This is a genomic window from Rhodococcus sp. SMB37 (assembly GCF_004345605.1).
Classification (GTDB): Bacteria; Actinomycetota; Actinomycetes; order Mycobacteriales; family Mycobacteriaceae; genus Rhodococcus.
In genome coordinates this window covers 175,911-195,183 of the sequence record NZ_SLVY01000008.1, presented here as the reverse complement: position 1 = coordinate 195,183, position 19,273 = coordinate 175,911, and the positions used below count along the sequence as shown (strand labels likewise).

Annotated in this window: 18 protein-coding genes; 13 read left to right on the top strand and 5 right to left on the bottom strand. The window is 66.4% G+C overall.

Annotated elements, in window-relative coordinates; genetic code table 11:
• Window positions 1-29: 29 nt before the first annotated feature.
• The gene (locus EV641_RS15285) at window positions 30-1,604 is read right to left on the bottom strand and encodes an MDR family MFS transporter (RefSeq protein WP_132472757.1); all 1,575 of its coding nucleotides are present in this window, start codon (window positions 1,602-1,604) and stop codon (window positions 30-32) included.
• Complete coding sequence (locus EV641_RS15280; RefSeq protein ID WP_054715007.1) at window positions 1,571-2,209, bottom strand: TetR/AcrR family transcriptional regulator; 639 nt, start codon at window positions 2,207-2,209, stop codon at window positions 1,571-1,573. The genes EV641_RS15285 and EV641_RS15280 overlap by 34 nt, the downstream gene beginning before the upstream one ends.
• Before the next feature lie 235 nt (window positions 2,210-2,444).
• On the opposite strand from EV641_RS15280, the gene EV641_RS15275 reads away from it, so the two are divergent.
• The 11 genes from EV641_RS15275 to EV641_RS15225 all read left to right on the top strand — a co-directional run bounded on the left by EV641_RS15275 (window position 2,445) and on the right by EV641_RS15225 (window position 13,235).
• Entirely contained in the window at window positions 2,445-3,821 is a 1,377-nt protein-coding gene (locus tag EV641_RS15275) for an MFS transporter (RefSeq protein ID WP_132472755.1), read from the top strand.
• Window positions 3,818-5,326, top strand: a complete 1,509-nt coding sequence (locus tag EV641_RS15270) for an aldehyde dehydrogenase (protein WP_132472753.1) — start codon at window positions 3,818-3,820, stop codon at window positions 5,324-5,326. Before EV641_RS15275 ends, EV641_RS15270 begins: the two co-directional genes overlap by 4 nt.
• Before the next feature lie 131 nt (window positions 5,327-5,457).
• Window positions 5,458-6,387, top strand: a complete 930-nt coding sequence (locus EV641_RS15265) for a VOC family protein (RefSeq protein ID WP_132472751.1) — start codon at window positions 5,458-5,460, stop codon at window positions 6,385-6,387.
• On the top strand, window positions 6,384-7,178 hold the full coding sequence (locus tag EV641_RS15260; RefSeq protein WP_132472749.1) for an alpha/beta fold hydrolase: 795 nt from the start codon (window positions 6,384-6,386) through the stop codon (window positions 7,176-7,178). The genes EV641_RS15265 and EV641_RS15260 overlap by 4 nt, the downstream gene beginning before the upstream one ends.
• Window positions 7,179-7,191: 13 nt before the next feature.
• Window positions 7,192-7,698 (top strand): cupin domain-containing protein, encoded by a 507-nt coding sequence (locus EV641_RS15255; protein ID WP_054719833.1) that lies wholly within the window; start codon window positions 7,192-7,194, stop codon window positions 7,696-7,698.
• Between the two features lie 2 nt (window positions 7,699-7,700).
• A complete protein-coding gene (locus EV641_RS15250; RefSeq protein WP_132472747.1) occupies window positions 7,701-8,465 on the top strand; it encodes a 3-oxoacyl-ACP reductase family protein in 765 nt (254 codons plus the stop codon).
• 20 nt (window positions 8,466-8,485) lie between these two features.
• Window positions 8,486-9,268 carry an SDR family oxidoreductase gene (locus tag EV641_RS15245; protein ID WP_132472745.1) on the top strand — a complete coding sequence of 261 codons (783 nt, stop codon included), beginning with the start codon at window positions 8,486-8,488 and terminating at the stop codon, window positions 9,266-9,268.
• Window positions 9,261-10,928 (top strand): thiamine pyrophosphate-binding protein, encoded by a 1,668-nt coding sequence (locus EV641_RS15240; protein WP_132472743.1) that lies wholly within the window; start codon window positions 9,261-9,263, stop codon window positions 10,926-10,928. Before EV641_RS15245 ends, EV641_RS15240 begins: the two co-directional genes overlap by 8 nt.
• A 97-nt stretch (window positions 10,929-11,025) precedes the next feature.
• On the top strand, window positions 11,026-11,976 hold the full coding sequence (locus tag EV641_RS15235; protein ID WP_132472741.1) for a PDR/VanB family oxidoreductase: 951 nt from the start codon (window positions 11,026-11,028) through the stop codon (window positions 11,974-11,976).
• A 12-nt stretch (window positions 11,977-11,988) separates the two neighbouring features.
• Window positions 11,989-12,204, top strand: coding sequence for a recombinase-like helix-turn-helix domain-containing protein (locus EV641_RS15230; protein WP_054717866.1), 216 nt, complete (start codon window positions 11,989-11,991; stop codon window positions 12,202-12,204).
• Between the two features lie 2 nt (window positions 12,205-12,206).
• The gene (locus EV641_RS15225) at window positions 12,207-13,235 is read left to right on the top strand and encodes an aromatic ring-hydroxylating dioxygenase subunit alpha (RefSeq protein ID WP_132472739.1); all 1,029 of its coding nucleotides are present in this window, start codon (window positions 12,207-12,209) and stop codon (window positions 13,233-13,235) included.
• A 94-nt stretch (window positions 13,236-13,329) separates the two neighbouring features.
• Here the strand turns inward: EV641_RS15225 and EV641_RS15220 are convergent, their stop codons facing one another.
• The 3 genes from EV641_RS15220 to EV641_RS15210 all read right to left on the bottom strand — a co-directional run bounded on the left by EV641_RS15220 (window position 13,330) and on the right by EV641_RS15210 (window position 15,187).
• Complete coding sequence (locus tag EV641_RS15220) at window positions 13,330-13,851, bottom strand: MarR family transcriptional regulator (RefSeq protein WP_054717863.1); 522 nt, start codon at window positions 13,849-13,851, stop codon at window positions 13,330-13,332.
• A 96-nt stretch (window positions 13,852-13,947) separates the two neighbouring features.
• Entirely contained in the window at window positions 13,948-14,316 is a 369-nt protein-coding gene (locus EV641_RS15215) for a RidA family protein (protein WP_054717860.1), read from the bottom strand.
• 76 nt (window positions 14,317-14,392) lie between these two features.
• A complete protein-coding gene (locus EV641_RS15210) occupies window positions 14,393-15,187 on the bottom strand; it encodes a DUF427 domain-containing protein (RefSeq protein WP_054717858.1) in 795 nt (264 codons plus the stop codon).
• 85 nt (window positions 15,188-15,272) lie between these two features.
• Here EV641_RS15210 and EV641_RS15205 point away from each other — a divergent pair, with 85 nt between their 5' ends.
• On the top strand, window positions 15,273-16,025 hold the full coding sequence (locus tag EV641_RS15205; RefSeq protein WP_132472737.1) for an ABC transporter permease: 753 nt from the start codon (window positions 15,273-15,275) through the stop codon (window positions 16,023-16,025).
• Between the two features lie 51 nt (window positions 16,026-16,076).
• The gene (locus EV641_RS15200; protein ID WP_132472735.1) at window positions 16,077-19,259 is read left to right on the top strand and encodes a carboxyl transferase domain-containing protein; all 3,183 of its coding nucleotides are present in this window, start codon (window positions 16,077-16,079) and stop codon (window positions 19,257-19,259) included.
• Window positions 19,260-19,273: the final 14 nt, after the last annotated feature.

Genomic DNA, 19,273 nt, shown 5'->3' with positions numbered 1-19,273 from the left:
GAGACCGACCGAGCGGCCGCGAAGACGGGTCAGGTTTCCGCCTCGGTCTTCCGTTCGATGGTCGTCGCGAGCGGTTTCTCGATCACGAAGAACAGGCACACCGCTGCGATGAGCGCGAGCGGAGCGATCGCGAGGTAGATCGGGGTGAGTGCCTCGTTGTACGACTCGATGACCGCCAGGTGCAACGAGTCGGGCAGCCCTTGCACGATGGCGGGGGTGAGTGAGTCGGCGTGGATCCCGGCATCGGCCGCGTCGGGGATCCGCTCGGTGATCAGCGTGGCCACCCGGGTCGTGAACACGCTGCCGACGACGCCGACGCCGAGTGTCGCTCCGACCTGCCGGAAATAGTTGTTGCTCGCCGTGGCGGTGCCGACCTCCTCGATGGGGAAGGAGTTCTGCACGACGAGGACCAGCAGCTGCATCGAGGTGCCCAGTCCCAGACCGAGGAGCCCCACGAAAAAGCCGAGCAGCCACAGCGGGCTCTCGACGGTGAGCGTCGACAGCGCGACCATGGCCGCCGCAACGAGCACGGCGCCGAAGATCGGCCAGTTCTTGTAGTGGCCGGTGCGGGTCACATATCGGCCGATGAGCGTGGAGGTGACGAACAGCGTGCCCATCATCGGAAGCATCATCAGTCCCGCGGCGGTGGCTCCCATGCCGGCAACCATCTGCAGGTAGGTCGGCATGTAGGACGCCACACCGAACAGCGAGACGCTGATGAGGAGCCCGGCCAGGGTACACATGTTGAAGTTGCGGTCACGGAACAGGTGCAGAGGGATGACGGGCTCCGCAGTCCGGGATTCGATGATCAGGAAGAGCCCGACCGCTACGACGGTCGCGGCGATCATCGTGAGAATGGTCGGTGACGACCACGCGAACTGTGCGCCGCCCAAGGTGGCGACCAACACGAGAAGCGTTGTCGCGACCGACAGGACGGCCATCCCGGCGACGTCGATCCGGGGTCGCGACCGTCGTCGCTCGGGCAGGCGCAGGAAGAAGGCTGCGGCCAGGAGCGCGAGTAGACCGACCGGAATGTTGATCCAGAATACCCAGCGCCATCCGGGGCCTTCGGTGAAGAACCCGCCCAGCAGCGGACCGCTCACCGACGACAGAGCGAAGACACTGCTCATGATGCCCATGTACTTGCCGCGTTCACGGGCGGGAATGACGTCGGCGATCGTTGCCTGGGAGAGGATCATCAACCCGCCGCCGCCGAGACCCTGGATGGCTCGGCCGGCGATGAGCCAGATGATGTTCGGGGCGGTCGCGCTGACCACTGAACCGATCACGAAGACCGAGATGGCAAACATCAGAATCGGTTTGCGTCCGAGCAGATCTCCGAGTTTGCCGTAGATCGGCATCATGATCGTCGACGCGAGGATGTAGGCGGTGATCACCCACAGCATCAGATCGGCGCCGTGCAGTTCACCCACGATGGTGGGCAGTGCGGGGTTGAGGACGGTCTGGCTCAGTGATGCCGACAGCATCGCCAGCAGCAGCCCAGCGAAGATGAAGCCGATCCGGACGGGGGGCGCCGACGATTCCTGTTCGGTCTTCGTGGATTCCGCCGTCATGGTCGCGTCACGCTTCTGAACTGTGCGCATTTCCGGTGCAGAATCGCATCGGCATCGGTCCCCTCGAGGTCTGCGCGCGTGAGGATCGGGCGCATCGCGGCCCGCATCACGGCACCGGCGACGGTGACGACCATCTGCGCTGCTTCCTCGGGGGATTCGTCGGGGTGGGCCGACGTCCAACCATCCGAAGCGACGAGTCGTTCGGTGACGAACTCGGCGACGAGTGCCTGCACGTCGTCGATGTACCGGAAGCGCCTGCGGGCGAGTTCGGGGTGGCGCTCCATCAGATCGGCGTATTCGGTCTGCGTGATCTGTTTGTGGTTGGTGGTGCGGAAGACGGTGAGGAGCAGGAACGCGACCTTTTCGACGAGGTCGTCGCCGGGTTCGATCAGGAACTCGTCGACGACCGTGTCGCTGATGACGGCCGCGCGCAAGCCCAGCACTGCATCTTCCTTCGACTTGAAGTAATTGAAGAACGTACGCGGAGAGACGTAGGCGGCGTCGGCGATCGATTCGATGGTGATGTCCGACAGGTGGTCATGCGTCGCGGCTGCGTTCGCGGCGGCGAGGTGGATGGCCGTCCACGTGCGGGCGCGTTTGCGCTCGCGATGCGATACCTGGTCGGTTGCAGTCATGAATATTTACATTATGGCAACTAACGGTGGATGCAAATCGGATTCTCGAATCTCGGAAAAGTGGATCCGCGTAGAGGTGCTTGCTGTCGGGGCGTCTCGATGCCCCGTGGTCTACGGTCCCTCTATGCGACCCCCGGCTCAAAGTCAATGGTTGACGGGATCCAGTGTTCGAGGTTACATCTTAGCGGTAAGTCTTTAAGGGCTTAAGTAATGGCCTCCGACACCGAGGATCCCGATGACACCGGTATCGACCACCATGTCCACTAGCGCCGAGATGATCAGCGCCCGCCTCGAGCGGTTGCCGATGAGCCGATGGCACATCAAGGCACGCGTCATCGTCGGCGCGGTCACCTTCTTCGACGGCTTCGATCAACTGATGATCGCCTATTCGTTACCCGTTCTGATCCCCAAGTGGAACTTGACCCCGGCAGGCGTGGCGTGGGTGATCGCCATCGGCGGCATCGGCATGCTGGTCGGAGCGCTCGGAGGGGGCTGGCTCGCAGACCGAATGGGTCGCCTCAACGTCATCATCGTCTCGCTCGCGCTGTACGCCGTGATGAGCCTCGGTATGGCCTTCACCGATTCGCTGATGCTGTTCCTGGCGTTCCGATTCATCCAAGGGATCGGGCTCGGAGCCGAGGTGCCCGTCGCGGCGACCTACATCGGTGAGATCACCAAGGCGCACAAACGAGGCCGCTTCGTCCTGCTGTACGAGGTCATCTTCCCCGTCGGACTCGTCATGTCCGCGATCGTCTCGGCGTGGGTGGTGCCCCGCTTCGGCTACCAGATCCTCTTCGCGCTCGGTGCTATTCCGATCGTCCTGCTGCCGGCCTTGTTCAAGCTCCCCGAATCGCCACGCTGGCTCGCGTCCAGAGGGAAATACGACGAGGCCGATGCCGCCATGCGACGGATCGAAACCGAGATCACCGAGCGCTACGGGAAGACTCTGCCCGAACCGGAACCCTTCGCCACCGGCATCGTCGACACGACTCGTGGTCGCTTCCGTGAGGCATTCCAGGGCATCTATCTGCGCCGCACACTCATGCTCGCTGCGATCTGGGGCTGCGCCTACTTCGTCAACTACGGCATCGCGTCGTGGCTGCCGACCCTCTACCGCTCTGTGTTCGAGGTCAGTGTCGACACGGCCCTTCACTACAGCATCTTCACGACGGTGGCCGGGCTCATCGGTTGTCTCGTGGTGGCGTTCTTGATCGACAACCTCGGTCGCCGCATCTGCATCACGGCCTCGATGGTGCTGTGCTCGACGCTGTTGTTCCTGCTCGCTGCCACCGGAACCGGTTCTGCCATGGCAGTGCTGGCCTGGTCGGCCGGTGCGGCACTGTTCGTCTTCGCCGTCAATATGGCCCTGTACGTCTACACCGCGGAGCTCTACCCGACCCGGATGCGGGCGATCGGCTGCGCCATCGGTGGAGCCAGCGGCCGGCTCGGCATCATCGTCGGCCCCCTGGTCGTCGGTGGAATTCTCGGCGCCGGCGGAACCCTGGCGCTCGTGTTCGGAATGTTCGGTGTCGTCGCGCTGATCGGCGCCGTCGTCGTCGGATTCTTCGCGATCGAGACTCGCGAAAAGACTCTCGAGGAGATCTCCCAGTGACCACCGCACTACGTACCGCCGCCGCATTCGACTTCGTGCCTATCGCCGACGAGATCCTGGTGGGCGGCACTTGGCGCCGCGCTACCGGCCCCGCCTTCGCAGTCACGGATCCCGCCGACGGGGAAACCCTGCAGATCATCCACCAGGCCACTGCCGAGGACGTCGACGAGGCCGTCGCAGCGGGCCGCGTCGCCGCAGCCGACCCGGCCTGGCGCGGGTTGCTCCCGCACGAACGCGCCCGCTACCTGCACCGCATTGCGGACGCCATCGAGCGGGAAGCATCGCGCCTCGCGCTCCTCCAGAGCTACAACACCGGCAAGACCCTCACCGAGACGACCGCGCTGGTCGGCAGTGCCGCCGGCACCTTCCGGTACTTCGCGGCGGTCCTCGAAACCTCCGACGACGACTTGACGACGCAGCGCGGCAACTACCTCACGATGAGCATTCACGAGCCGATCGGCGTGATCGGCGCGATCGCCCCCTGGAATTCGCCGATCGCCAGCGACGCGCAGAAGATCGCGCCCGCGCTGGCCGCCGGGAACGCCGTTGTGCTCAAGCCCGCAGAATGGACCCCGTTGGTCTCGATGGCACTCGCCCGCGCGATCCACGACACCGGGCTGCCGCCAGGACTGCTGTCGGTGCTCCCGGGCAAGGGTTCGATCGTCGGCGACGCCATCGTGCAGCATCCGCACGTCGGCAAGGTGACCTTCACGGGCGGCACCCGCACCGGGCGTGCCGTCGCGCATGCCGGCGCCGAGAAGTTGATGCCGGTGTCGCTCGAACTCGGCGGCAAGTCGCCGACCATCGTGCTCGACGACGCCGACATCGAAGCCGCGGTGTCCGGTGTGATGTACGGGATCTTCTCGTCGACGGGCCAGAGCTGTATCGCCGGATCGAGGTTGTTCGTCGACCGGTCGCTGTACGAGCCGTTCATGGAGCGGCTGGTCGAGCGGACCCGCGCGCTGCGGATCGGTCACGGGCGCGACCCGCGCACCCAGGTGGGGCCGCTCGTGCATCACACGCACCGCGCTTCCGTCGCCCGCTATGTCGACCTCGCGCGCTGCGAGGGTGGTCGTGTGCTGTGCGGCGGCACCGCCCCTGACGACCCGGAGCTGGCAGAGGGCGCGTACTACCTGCCTACCGTCATCGACGGCCTGAGCAACGACGCCGCGGTGTGTCAGGACGAGATCTTCGGTCCCGTCCTCATTGCGCTGCCGTTCGATGGCGAATCGGATCTTCTTTCCCAGGCCAATGATTCGGTGTTCGGATTGGCTTCGGGTATCTGGACGCGTGATTACCGTCGTGCCTGGCGGCTGGCGCGGCAGCTGGAGGCGGGCACCGTGTGGGTCAACACCTACAAGCGGTTCAGCATCTCGACCCCGTTCGGCGGCATCAAGGAGAGCGGTCTCGGTACCGAGAAGGGACGCGCCGGCATCGCCGCGTATTCGCGGCAGAAGAGTGTCTACCTCGGGTTGGACGACGAGCCCGACAGCTGGGCCGACTGACGCCGCCGTGTGGCCGAATGTCACCTTCGGCCACATAGATCGACCGAAGGTGACATTCGGCAACGTGGGGTCTGTACAACCAAATATCTTAGCGCTAAGATAATATCCATCGCTCCATCGGAGGAATTCTCATGAATCAACCTATCGCCCGGCTGCGGTGCCTGCGCTCGGTCGAACTGCGCACCCACGCCGCCGCCGACTCCGCCGAGTTCTACTCCGAGGTCTGGGGTCTGAACGTCGTCGAATCGGGCCGGGAAGGTGCCTGGCTGCGCGGAACCGGCGACCAGCACCACGCCCTCCAGCTCACCCAGGCGGACCGAAATGGTCTCGGGCGCATCAGCTTCGCGGTGTCCTCGCCGGCCGAGGTCGACGAAGCGGCACGCCGTGTCGCGGAGCGCGGAATCCTCGTCGTGCAGGGACCCGGACCGGTGGACGACGCCGGAGGTGGATACGGTCTGCGCATCGTCGACCCCGAGGGGCGCATCATCGAACTCGTCGCCGACACCCTAGCGGTTCCGGCTCTCGGCGGCGACGACGCCGTGCCAGTGGGCGTCACCCACGTCGTCCTCAACACCGTCGACATCGACGCCGCGGTGCAGTTCTACTGCGATGTCCTCGGAATGCGTGTCTCCGACTGGTCGGAACACCAGATGGCGTTTCTGCGTTGCAATTCCGACCATCACAGCATCGCCTTCAACCAGGCGGAATGGGCGTCGGTCAATCACGTCGCCTACGAGATGCCGAGCGTCGACCACTTCATGCGCGGCATCGGCCGCCTTCGCCACCACGGACAGCTCCCGCTGTGGGGTCCGGGCAAGCACGGCCCGGGCGACAACACCTTCTCGTACTTCGCCGACCCCGCCGGCCTCGTCTGTGAATACACTTCGGGCATTGCGCAGGTCGACGAAGACCGCTGGCTGTGCCGTGTGTGGCGTCGTGTGCCCGAACTCTCCGACCTGTGGGGAACTGCCGGTCCGCCGTCGCGCCAGGTACGCGAACACATGGCAGGCATCCCGGATCCGGGCGCGTTCGAACGTCACGATCTGGAACGCGCATCATGACGTATGCAGTCGACTACGGGACCGGACCCGCCGTGCTGATGCTGCACGGAATCGGTGGTAGCTCCGACAGTTTCGCGCCGCAGGTCGCCGGGCTCGGTGATTCACTCCGGGTGATCGCCTGGGATGCACCGGGATATGCCCGAAGTGAGGACCCTTCCCGGGAGCTCGATCTCGACGACTACGCGGACGCAGCGGCCGAACTCATCCGTGACAAGTGCGCCGACGCGGGCGCACACGTACTCGGTATGTCGTGGGGCGGAGTGATCGCGACGCGATTGGCGCTGCGACACCCGGAACTCGTACGCAGCCTCGTTCTCGGAGCGTCGACCGTCGGGTCGGGCACCGACGCCGACAGCGCCGCAGCCATGCGATCGCGGATCGCCGATCTGGGTCGCAGCGGGCCCGGGGACTTCGCCGTCCGCCGCGCGCCGCGACTGTTGTCCCCGAACGCATCCGACGACCTCGTACAACGCGCGACCGGCATCATGTCCGACGCGGTTCGGTTGCCCGGATACGGCTACGCCGCCGAATCGATGGCTGCGACCGACCACACCGATGATCTGGAGAAGATCGACGTCCCGACCCTGGTCATGTGCGGCGACGTGGACACTGTGACGGGGGCTCCGGCCAGTCAGGTGCTCGCCGGCGGAATCCCGGGCGCCGTCTACGTCACCCTCCGCGGCGCCGGGCACCTCGCCAACCAGGAACAGCCCGACGCCTTCAACGCCTGGACCGAATCATTCGTGCAGATCACCGAGCGACTGCGCATCCACAGCACCGTCACTCACTGAATTGGAGACAGCAATGACACTCGACTACGAGACCGCGGACCTGAAGGAATTCACCGATTCGCTGATCCTCAGCCGCGGCACCCGTCATGAGGACTGGGACACGCTCGGATTCCAGGCCAAGGCCGGTGATCGCTTCAAGCGCGCACAGATCCGCTACGTCGGATCCGGTGCCACCGGTAACCACGAGAACGACAACCGCACCATCGCGTCGCAGGGGTTCACCTTCTCGAACATGCTTCTGCCTGCCGGTGCGGAAGGCCCCGAGCACACGCACCACGACGCCGAAGAGGCCTTCTTCGTGCTCGAGGGCGAGGTCGAGGTGGGCGTCCACCGCGACGGCGTCGTCGAGAAGCGTACCCTCGGCTACCGCGACATGATCGTCGTCCCGGCCGGGGTTCCCCGCAGCCTGAAGAACACCGGCACCACCGACGCGCTGTTCTGCGTGATCATCGGGACACAGAAGCCGCAGGTGCCCACTTACCCGGAGACGTCCGCGGTCTTCGGCATCTCCCGGGACTGACGGTGGGTGCCCTGGACGACCGCGTCGTCGTCGTCACCGGTGCGGCACGCGGACTCGGTCTCGCGATCGCCCGGCGGCTCGGCGAGGACAAGGCGAGTATTGCGCTCTGCGACATCGATGTTCGCCGCGGTGAGGACAGCGCCGAGAAATTGCGCGCCGACGGCATCGCCGCACGATTCGTGCGCGTCGATCTTGCCGATGCGGACTCGGTGGACGAGATGGCCGCGTCCGTCACCGCGGACGGGCCGATCTACGGCCTGGTCAACAACGCCGCGCTCGCCGACGGAGTGGGCGGCAGAGCAGTCCACGAACTCGCGGTCGACGAGTGGGACCGCGTGCTCGACGTGAACCTTCGCGGAACGTTCCTCGTCAGCCGCGCGCTGATCCCCTCGATCATCGAGCACAGTGAAGAGCGTGGGGGAGGGCGCGTCATCTCGATCGGATCCGATGCGGCGCTGTACGGTTCGCCGAAGCTCACCCACTACATCACGTCCAAGGGCGGCGTGTCGGCGCTGACGCGCACCATGGCGCGCGACCTGGGCCCCTACGGGATCACCGTCAACACGGTGTCACCTGGTCTGACGGAAAGTGAATCAGCACAGCATGTTCCGGATCATCGTCACGAACTGTACCGGCTCAACCGAGCACTCACCCGGCCACAGCAACCGGCAGACCTCGTCGGCGCCGTCGCCTTCCTGATGGGTGACGAGGCGTCGTACATCACCGGACAGGAACTCGTCGTCAACGGCGGATTCGTCCTGCACTAGCACCATGGGAGGACCGGGTCGTGGACCTGAACCTGAAAGACCGCACCTATCTGGTCACCGGCGGCAGCTCCGGTGTCGGACTCGCGACCGTCGCGATGCTGCTCGACGAAGGCGCACAGGTCGTGACGTGCGCGCGCGACGTCGATCGACTCGATGCCGCACTGAGCGAACTGCCGGGGCGTGATCGTGTCCTGACCGCCGCGTGCGACGTACGCGACCGCGACGCCGTGGCCCGCCTCGTCGAGGCCGCTCAGGACAGGTTCGGGGGCCTCGATGGGCTGGTCAACAACGCGGGAAGCTCGCGGATGAAGCCGCGCGCCGAAACCACGCTCGACGACTGGCGCGACGAGTTCGATCTCAAGTTCGGGGGCGTGCTCAACACTGTCGAGACCGCGTTGCCTGCGCTGCGCAAGTCGTCGGCGCCGTCGATCGTCAACATCTCGGCCGTCCTTGCGCGTCAGCCGGAGACACGTCTGGTCACGACGAGTGCGGCGCGGGCGGGTCTGCTCAATCTGAGCAAGTCGCTGTCGCTGGAACTGGCCCCCGACGGTATCCGCGTGAATTCGGTGGCGCTCGGGCTCGTCGACACCGGTCAGTGGCGCCGACGCTACGAGAATTCCGATTATGCAGGCAGTTTCGAGGAGTGGGAAACCGAGATCGCGGCCGATCGCGGTATCGCACTCGGACGATTCGGCCATGCAGACGAAGTGGCCCACATGATCGTCACCCTGCTCTCACCCCGCTCGTCGTATGTGACGGGCACCAGCATCGATGTGTGCGGCGGTGTCGCGCGCTATGTCTGAAAGGACTCTCACAATGTCCAGCGAAACCCGGGTCGGCAACGGCGGCGATCTTTTGGTGCAGGTGCTGCGTGAGGCGGGTGTCGACACCGTGTTCGGCATCGTCAGCGTGCACAACCAACCCCTCGTCGAAGCGGTCAGCAGGGAACTGCGGTTCGTGCCGGTACGACACGAGGCGACCGCTGTGAACGCAGCCGACGGATATGCCCGGGCCACAGGCCGGCTCGGTTGCGCACTCACGAGCACCGGCACCGGGGCGGGTAATGCTGCGGGCTCGCTGATCGAGTCGCTGAGCTCCGGGACCTCTGTCCTGCACGTCACTGGGCAGGTCGAATCGCAGTATCTCGGCTCGGGGCGCGGATTCATCCACGAGACCAAGGACCAATGGGGGATGCTCGACGCGGTATCGGCTCACGCCGAGACCGTGCGTGATGCGGACACCGCAGGAAAGGTGCTGAGGGAGGCGGTCTCCCGGGCTTCGGCCACCCCCGGCGGCCCGGTGAGCGTCGAGTGGCCGATCGATCTGCAGTACGCGCAGTGCGCCCTCGACTCGGTCCCGGCTGTCGAACGCCATGTTCCGCCGCTGGATATGGCCCAGGTCGACGTGGCACTCGCGGCGATGGCCCGGGCCCGCCGGCCTGTGATCTGGGCGGGCGGTGGTGTGGCGCGCGCAGGGGGCGAGCTCACCGCGCTGGTCGAGACATGGGGTGTGCCACTGCTGACCAGCAATTCCGGTCGAGGTGCGGTGCCGGAGGATCACCCGCTGTGCATCGGGAACTACGGGTCGTCGCCGCTCGGGCGTGCCCTGCTCGCCGAGGCGGATCTCGTGCTGTCGCTCGGGACGCACTTCCGCTCCAACGAGACGGGCGACTACTCGATCCCGATGCCGCACAAGCATATCCAGGTCGATCTGGATCCGGCAGCGCCGGGCCGAGTGTTCCCGGTAGATTTACCCGTGGTCGGCGAGATCGGGGCCTTCCTCGACGCGGTATCGGGTGTCGAGGGACTCGGTGAATCGGTGGACACTGCATGGACCGAACGCGCTCGCGAGACCCGCGACCGGGTCCGCGCGACCCAACGTTCCGGACTCGGCGACCATGCCGTCCTGTGCGACGCGGTGCGCGCAGCGTTACCGCGGGAGGCGGTGATCGCGCGTGACGTGACGATCGCATCGAGCTCGTGGGGAAACCGGCTGCTGCCGATGTTCGATCCGCGCTCGAACATCTTCCCGCGCGGTGGTGGCATCGGCCAGGGACTCGGCATGGCGATCGGTGCTGCGATCGCAGACGAGACCCGGCCGACGCTCGGTTTGGTGGGCGACGGTGGATTGGCCGTCCACCTCGGCGAGATCCTCACGATGGCGCAGGAGAAGCCCTGGCTGGTGCTGCTCGTGTGCAACGACGGCGGCTACGGCGTACTCCGCAACATGCAATCCGGTGCAGGTCGCGGCACCTACGCTGTCGATCTGACGACACCGGACTTCGCGCTTCTCGCGCAGGCCGTCGGTGTCGAGTACCGGCGGATCGGTGGAGCCTCCGAGGCGCACGCGGTGCTCGAGGACGCGGTGTCGTTGCGGGCGCCTGTCATCGTCGAGGTCGATCTCGCGTCGTACGGCGAGATGCCCACGCCGTTCACGCCGCCGGTCACCGTTCCGGCCGACTGAGAACCCTGACGCGAAGAATTCTCCGCCGGCTGTGGCGCAGATAACATCTTAGCGCTAAGATAATCAGCACTGAAGTAAAGCGTCTCCGAGGAGAATCATGACCGCAGACACCGTCGACCTCACGGTCCGTCAGATGAGGGTCGAGTCCGCCGGCGTCGTCTCGCTCCGACTCGAGCATCCCGACGGCGCGGCCGTCGACCGCTGGACGCCGGGTGCCCACCTCGACCTCCATCTCGGAGGTGGGCTCGTCCGCCAGTACTCGTTGTGCGGCGACCCCGACGACAAGACCGGATACCGGGTGGCCGTCCTGCACGAGCGCGCCGGGCGGGGCGGGTCACGTCGAGTACACGAGACCCTTCGCCCCGGCGACTCGGTGGCGGTGAGCGCCCCGCGCAACAACTTCGAACTGATCCCGTCGCCGCGCTACGTGTTCATCGCCGGCGGCATCGGAATCACCCCGATCCTCGCGATGATCGGTGAGGCCGAACGTTCCGGTGCCACATGGGAACTCCACTACGGCGGGCGAGACCGCACGACGATGGCGTTCGTCGACGAGCTCGAGCGCTACGGCGACCGTATCCACATCGTCACCGAGAACGTCGACGGAATCCTCGATCTCGCGACCCTGCTCGGCGCCGCCGAGCCCGACACCCTCGTGTATGCGTGCGGTCCCGACGGATTGCTCACGGCGATCGAATCGTATTCCGAGGTCTGGCCGGAGGGCGCGATCCGCCTCGAGCGTTTCAAAGCGAAGGAACGTGTCGCGGATGCCGGAGGGGACGCACCGTTCCGGGTCGTGTGCGAGCAGTCGGGCGTATCCGCGACAGTGTCGCCGGAGAAGACGATTCTCGAAACACTCGAGGAATCCGGTGTGAACGTTCCGAATTCGTGCCGTGAGGGCATTTGCGGCACGTGCGAAACCCGCGTTCTCTGCGGCGCTCCCGACCACCGCGACTCCCTGCTCACAGCCTCCGAGCAGGAGTCCGGCGCCACCATCATGCTCTGTGTCTCCCGCGCCCGCTCCGACGAGCTGGTGCTGGATCTGTAGAAAGGATTCGCGATGACTCGGTATCTCGAGATTCATCAGGCCCGGACGGCCGACCCCACCCCCTACGAGATCAAGCTGGCCAAGGCCATAGAGCAGGTCTTCGGTGCGGGAATTCACGACCTCGAAGGACTCGTACACGGCCTCAACGGTTCCGGAATTCACGCGCCCGACGGGCAGCCGTGGACGCCCACCTCGTTCACCACCGAAATGCAACGGATCGGAGCGTAACCATGGTGAATCGACTTCGCACCGCGTCGATGACCGCCGACGACATCTTCGCGACCGGCATGCGCGACCAGTGGCATGCGGTCTGCCCGTCCGGCTTCGTCGAGCGCGGAGGCATCGAGAGGTTGCGCCGCCTCGGCGAGGACTGGGTGTTGTACCGAGGGTCCGACGGTGACGTGCGGATGCTCGCGGACCGGTGCCCACACCGCGGCGCTCCTCTGTCGCAAGGCGTGCACCTCGGCGACCGCATCGCATGCAAGTACCACGGTGTCGAGGTCGACGGAACCGGTACCGTCGCGAAAGTTCCCGGGATGCCCGGCTGCAACCTCGAGGGGAAGCGACTGGTGACCTCGCTGCCGGTCCGCGAGGTCGGCGGGGCGATCCTTGCGTGGTTCGGAACCGACCCGGATGCCGAACCGGGGCCGCTCGAACTTCCCGATCCACTCGTCGACGACGAGGTCTCCGCGTTCCTCTGCTACGCGGAGTGGGAGGCGCCGTGGCGATTCGCCCTCGAGAACCTCCTGGATCCGATGCACGGCGCGTTCCTGCACCACGAGTCACACTCGATGTTCGGTGGCGAGACCACGGCACGCTTCCGGATCCGCGAGACGGACCGGGGATTCTTCTTCGAGAAGACCGACCAGCGTGGCGTCAACTTCGACTGGGTCGAGTACTGCCGGACCGGCGCCGACTGGGTCGACCTCGAGATTCCCTACCCGGCCACCGCAGGACCCGGCGGTTCGTTCGGCATCGTCGGGATGGGTACCCCCATCGACGCCGAGACCACCGCGGTGTTCTTCTGGCGGTACCGGCGCGTGACGGGCTGGGAACGCGACGTATGGCGCTTCCTGTATCGCACCGTCCTCGAAGAACGGCACTGGGAGGTCCTCGAACAGGACCGGGTCATGCTCGAAGCCATGGCACCCGACGCAGACCAGGCCGAGAACCTCTACCAGCACGATCTGGGTGTCATGCGGTTGCGGCGTTTGTATCGCGGCCGCGCCGAGGAGCTCGCGAAGCAGATGGCCGGGTAGCCGGCCCCCGCAGTAACCGCGGCACGAAAAGACAGAAACACCCTTTCCGGAGGTGTGTTTCTGTCTTTTTCCGACGTATGGACGTCGAGGGCCGCTACCCGCTCTGGTGCTGGGCGAGAGAATGCTCGAGTTTGCGCAACAACTGCACCAGCTCGGCCTGGTCGTCCGCCGACATACCGGAGAGCATGCGGGTCTCGTTCTCGAAATGAGCGACCGCAACCTCGTCGATGAGCTTCTTGCCGGCATCGGTGAGCTCGGCATGCACGATGCGCCTGTCGTCGGCGTCGCGTTCACGTCTCACCAATCCCGCCTTCTCGAGACGATCGATGCGGAGGGTGACGCCGCCGGTGGTCACCAGGGAACTCTCGGCGAGTTGCCCGGGCGTCATCCGGTAAGGCGTGCCCGAGCGGCGCAGCGCGGCAAGGACGTCGAACGAGGCCATATTCAGGTCGTACTCGTCGAAGATCCGCCCGATGGTGCTCTGATAGCGCAGGTAGGTGCGGTGGAGGCGTCCGAGTACCTCGAGGGGTGTGACGTCCAGGCCGGGCCATTCGCGAGTCCACTGACTCACGATGTCGTCGACGGCGTCATGGTCGGGAACGTTGTCGCGCCCCACGCGTGCCTCCTCGTGTCTTCGGCTTGCCGCTCGATTGTTGAGCGCCAAAGCATTGTTCACGATACGGCTTGCGCGGGGCGCGTGGGGATGTCGGTATCAGCGTGGTGCGGTAGCAGTGGCGACTGCGTCGATCTCGACGGTCGCGCCGTACGGAAGCGCGCTCACCTCGACGAAGGTCCGGGCCGGGCGCGGTTCGGCGAAGAGTCGCTCGAACTGGCGGTTGGCTTCCTCTCTCAGCGACAGGTCGGTGACGAAGTAGGTGAGTTTGACGACGTCGGAGAGTTTTCCGTCGACGACGGCGAGCCGGTCGGTCATGCGGTCGATTGCGGCGTCGAGGGCTTCTGTGCGGCCCTCGACGGCGATGCCCTCGGGATCGATGGACAGCGCGCCGGAGACGAAGACGAGACCGCCTGCGACGTACGCCGGGCTGTACGGATGGTGGGTGCTGACGGATGTGAGTGACATCGGTGATCGCTCCTGAGGTCGGGTCGCGGTTCGCCAACTATCTTAGCGCTAAAATATTATCTGTGAAGAGGGCTTCTCATACCGATACGGACACGTCCGCCGCGTCGTCGTAGAAACACACGTGCCCCGCGATCGGTTCCATCCCGGCGAGAGGTTCCTCGTACGACCATGCGACGTTCTCGGCCGGCAGCTGTCCCGAGAACGACTGCCCCATGAACGACCAGTACCGGGCCGTGCCCTTGTACGGGCATCCCGTGCGCAGCGCCGATTCCTCGAGTCGGGAGAAATCCACATCGGCAGGAGGGATGTAGTAGCGCGTCGGCAGGCCTGTCTCGAAGACCAGCACCGGTGTGCGGGTCTCCGCGACGACCGCGTCGCCCACCGTGACGACGACGTGGCGGGAACTGGGGAGCGCGTCGACACGATGGTGCGGGTCGCGCGGGTGGGTGAACACCTCGGCTTCCTCCTCGAACCAGTGCTCATCCTCATCGACGTAGACCGTGTCGCCCGGCTCGGGTTCGCCCTGCCGGAACCATGCGAACGCCAACCGGTCGTCGAGGCCGTCGATGTCCAGCTGGAACACCGGCGAATACGCGCGCCGGTCGTCGACGACGATGTCGTACCACTGCCACACGTCCGGGCGGCTGCGGCTCGGTGACAGCGATGCCGACAGCAGATCGAAGCGCACGTCGTCGCGCGGGAACGCATAGAACGGCACAGGTTTGCCCGGCGCCCACACCAGTACCGCGCGGGCGCTGTCCACGACCGTTCGACCGAACCACTTCCCCCGGATCCTGCGCTCGCAGGGTTCGTACAGGTAGTTGTCGGATTCGAGGGTGGGCCGGGGAACGGCGACCTTGCGGGCAGACATACATCGACCGTATCGCGCATGAACACGATGCGGCCGTATCCTGCGACGTCTTGGCGAGGCAATCGGCGGGATACGCTGCTCGGCGATGATCGACGACGCGCTCGAACTCATCCGGACATTGGTGGGAGTCACCGCGCTCGCCGCCGTGGCCACCGCCGTCCTGTGGGCATTCGGTGTTCCGCACCGGTTTGCGCCGGTGTACGCAATCGCCCGTGGCACAGTGCAACTCGCATTTGTTGCCCTCGTGCTCACGGGAGTCATCGCCGACGCCCGGTGGGTCGCGCTGGTGCTCGTGGTCATGTTCGGCGTTGCACTGTGGACCGCGTCGCGGCGGGTCGGGCGAGGAGTCGGGACGACCGTGATGGTCGGTGTGTCCATGTTCTGCGGAATCGGTACCGCCCTCGTCATCGTGTTCGTCAGCGGTGCCATCGAGCTGACACCCCGCTACGCCCTCGCGCTCGGCGGAATCGTGATCGGCGGTGGGATGACGGTCGCCGGACTTGCCGGCCGTAGATTCACCGAGATCGTCGATGACCGGTGGACCGAGGTCGAAGGGTGGCTCGCGCTCGGCGCGACCATGCGGCAGGCAACGCTCGGCCACGCCCGGCTCGCGGTGCGAGCGGCGCTGATCCCGTCCCTCGACCAGACGAAGACCACCGGACTGGTGACGCTGCCGGGGGCCTTCGTCGGCGCGATCTTCGGTGGGCTGTCGCCCCTCGAAGCCGGTCGTTTCCAGGTGGTGGTGCTCGCGGCGATCATGGCGGCGGGATCGATCACCGCGGTGGTTCTCGCGATCGGCCTCGGACGTCTGCGGGTGCGTCCGGTACCCCAGGAGTGACTGCGGTATGAATTGAGGTCGACGTCAACTTCGATCTGGGGGTGCACAGGCATGCTGCTCGTAGCCAACCGCGGTGAGATCGCCCTGCGAATCATCCGAACGGCCACCGAACTCGGCCTCGACACCGTCGCCGTCTATGCGGAGGACGACTCCGCGAGCCCGCATGTAGGTGCCGCCACCAGGGCCGTTCCGCTCGCGGGCTCCGGTCCCGCCGCCTATCTCGACCAGGACGCGATCCTGAGCATCGCCCGCGACACGGACTGCACCCTCGTCCATCCCGGCTACGGCTTCCTCAGCGAGAACGCCGCGTTCGCGGACCGCTGCGCCGACGCGGGCGTGACGTTCGTCGGACCCGGTCCGGATGCGCTGCGGACGTTCGGCGACAAGCAGACCGCCCGTGCGACGGCTGCGGGCCTGGGCATTCCCGTGGTTCCGGCCTCCGGCTCGGGGGACCCGGAGGATCTGCGTGCCTTCCTCGCGCAGCACCCCGACGGCGTCGTCGTGAAAGCTCTCGCCGGAGGCGGCGGCCGCGGCATGCGGATCGTGCGTGACGCCGGCGACCTCGTCGACGCCCACCGGTCGGCCGCGGCCGAAGCGCTGGGTGCCTTCGGCGACGACCGCCTCTACGCCGAAGCGCTCATCACCCGGGCCCGACACATCGAGGTGCAGATCGTCGCGGCACCGGACGGTGTCGGCGGGACCGTCGCGCGTGCGCTCGGCGACCGCGACTGCAGCGTGCAGCGTCGGCACCAGAAACTCGTCGAGATCGCTCCTGCCCCGGCGCTGAGCGAGGCGCTGCGACGCGACCTGCACGTCGCCGCCGCCCGACTCGGCACTGGCACGCACCTGCGCGGGGTGGCGACGGTCGAGTTCCTCGTGGCCGGCTCGGGCATGGTGTTCCTCGAGGTGAACCCGCGGATCCAGGTCGAACACACCGTCACCGAAGAGGTCGCCGGCATCGATCTCGTGACCGTGCAGATCGCGGTCGCGCGTGGAGCATTGTTCGACGAACTCGAGCTCCCCGACGGCGTCACCGCCGACTCCCACGGTGTCACCGGAGCAGCGACCCGTGCCCGGGGAGTGGCTGTGCAGGCACGCATCAACACCGAAACGCTGCGTCAGGACGGACAGACCGTCCCCGCGACCGGAACCCTGTCCGCATTCACCCCGCCGTCCGGCCCCGGCATTCGAGTCGACACCCACGGCCGCTCGGGCCTCGAGGTGGGGGCTCGCTACGATTCCCTGCTCGCGAAGGTCATCGCACATGTGCGGGTTTCCGATATCGGCGCCGCGTTCCGGAAACTCGAGGTCGCGCTCGGCGAGTTCGTCGTCGACGGCGTCGCCACCAACCGCAATGTTCTCCGGAAGATTCTCACCGACACGGAATTCCGGTCCGGTCCGGTCACCACGTCGTGGCTCGGTGAGCGTCTCGCGGAGTTCGTCGACCCACACGCGGAGATATCGGTCGCGGCGGAAGCGCCCGAACTGGGCGCCGGGGAGCGTGCGGTGCGTGCCGAAATGGTCGGCACCGTCGTCGAATCCGCTGCCGAGGGCGACACCACGCCCGCAGGCGCGCCCATCGTGATCCTCGACGCGATGAAGATGCAGCACGCCATCACCGCGCCTGGGACCGCCACCGTGACTCGGATGCTCGTGCAGCCCGGGCAGACCGTGCAACCCGGAACGATGCTCGCCGTGGTCCACCTGGACGACGAAGCCGGGTCGAACACCGCCGCAGACGCATTCGACCTCGATTTCGAGCGCGCCGACCTCGACGAGATCCGTGCGCGGCACGCTGCCACCCTCGACGCAGCCCGTCCCGACGCAATCGCACGTCGGCACAACCGCGGCCGACGCACCGCGCGCGAGAACATCACCGATCTCGTCGACGCCGACAGCTTCGTCGAGTACGGCGGTCTCGTCCTCGCCGCGCAACGCGCACGCCGCAGCGAAGAAGACCTCATCGCGAACACCCCCGCCGACGGACTTGTAGGAGGCACGGCACGTATCGACGGTGCCGACGTCGTCGTCATGTCGTACGACTACACCGTGCTCGCCGGAACCCAGGGCAGATACAACCACAGCAAGACCGACCGGCTCCTCGAACTCGCTGCGCGCCGTGAGGTGCCGGTGGTGCTGTTCGCCGAGGGCGGCGGCGGACGACCCGGCGATGTCGACGTAGCGCACGGCGCGGGCCTGGAACTGTCGACCTTCCGGTCGATGGCGGCACTGCACGGTCGTGTGCCGACTGTCGCCGTGGTGTCGGGTCGGTGCTTCGCGGGCAACGCCGCACTCGCCGGCGTGTGCGATGTGCTCATCGCGACGCCCGACGCCAACATCGGAATGGGCGGGCCCGCCATGATCGAGGGCGGTGGACTCGGAGAGCACCGACCCGAAGAGATCGGCCCGATCGACGTGCAACGCCGCAACGGCGTCGTCCACCTCGCCACGCGCGACGAGGAGCATGCCGTCGCGCTGGCCCGGCAGTACCTGTCGTATTTCACCGTCCGGACAACCGGATTCGAGGCGCCCGACCCGCGTCTCGCGCGACACGTGGTCCCCGAGAATCGCCTTCGCGCCTACGACGTCCGCGCTGCACTCACTGCCATCGCCGACGTCGATTCGGTTCTCGAACTGCGCCCGGACTACGGAGTCGGCATCGTCACCGCCCTCGTGCGGGTCGAGGGCAAGGCCTACGGTGTGCTCGCCAACAGCAGCCACCACCTCGGAGGCGCGATCGATGCCGAAGCCGCAGACAAGGCCGCAGACTTTCTCGAACTGTGCGAAGAGCACCGGCTTCCCGTGGTGAGTCTGTGCGACACACCGGGTTTCATGGTCGGTCCGGAATCGGAGAAACAGGCGGCGGTACGGCGATTCGGCCGGTTCTTCATCGCGGGTGCGCGGTTGACGGTGCCGTTCGGCACGATCATCCTCCGCAAGGGATACGGGCTCGGTGCCATGGCGATGGCCGGTGGATCGTTCCACTCACCGCAGTTCACGATCGCGTGGCCGACCGGCGAAATCGGCGGGATGGGACTCGAAGGCGCGGTGCGACTCGGCTTCCGCAAGGAACTCGATGCCGCGCCCACCATCGAGGCCCGCGAGGAACTGTTCGGGCAGCTGGTCGCTGCGGCGTATCAGCGCGGCAAGGCACTGCAGGCGGCGACGATCTTCGAACTCGACGACGTCATCGACCCCGCCGAGACCCGCGTGTGGATCTCGGGACTGCGATGATTTCACGGCTCTGA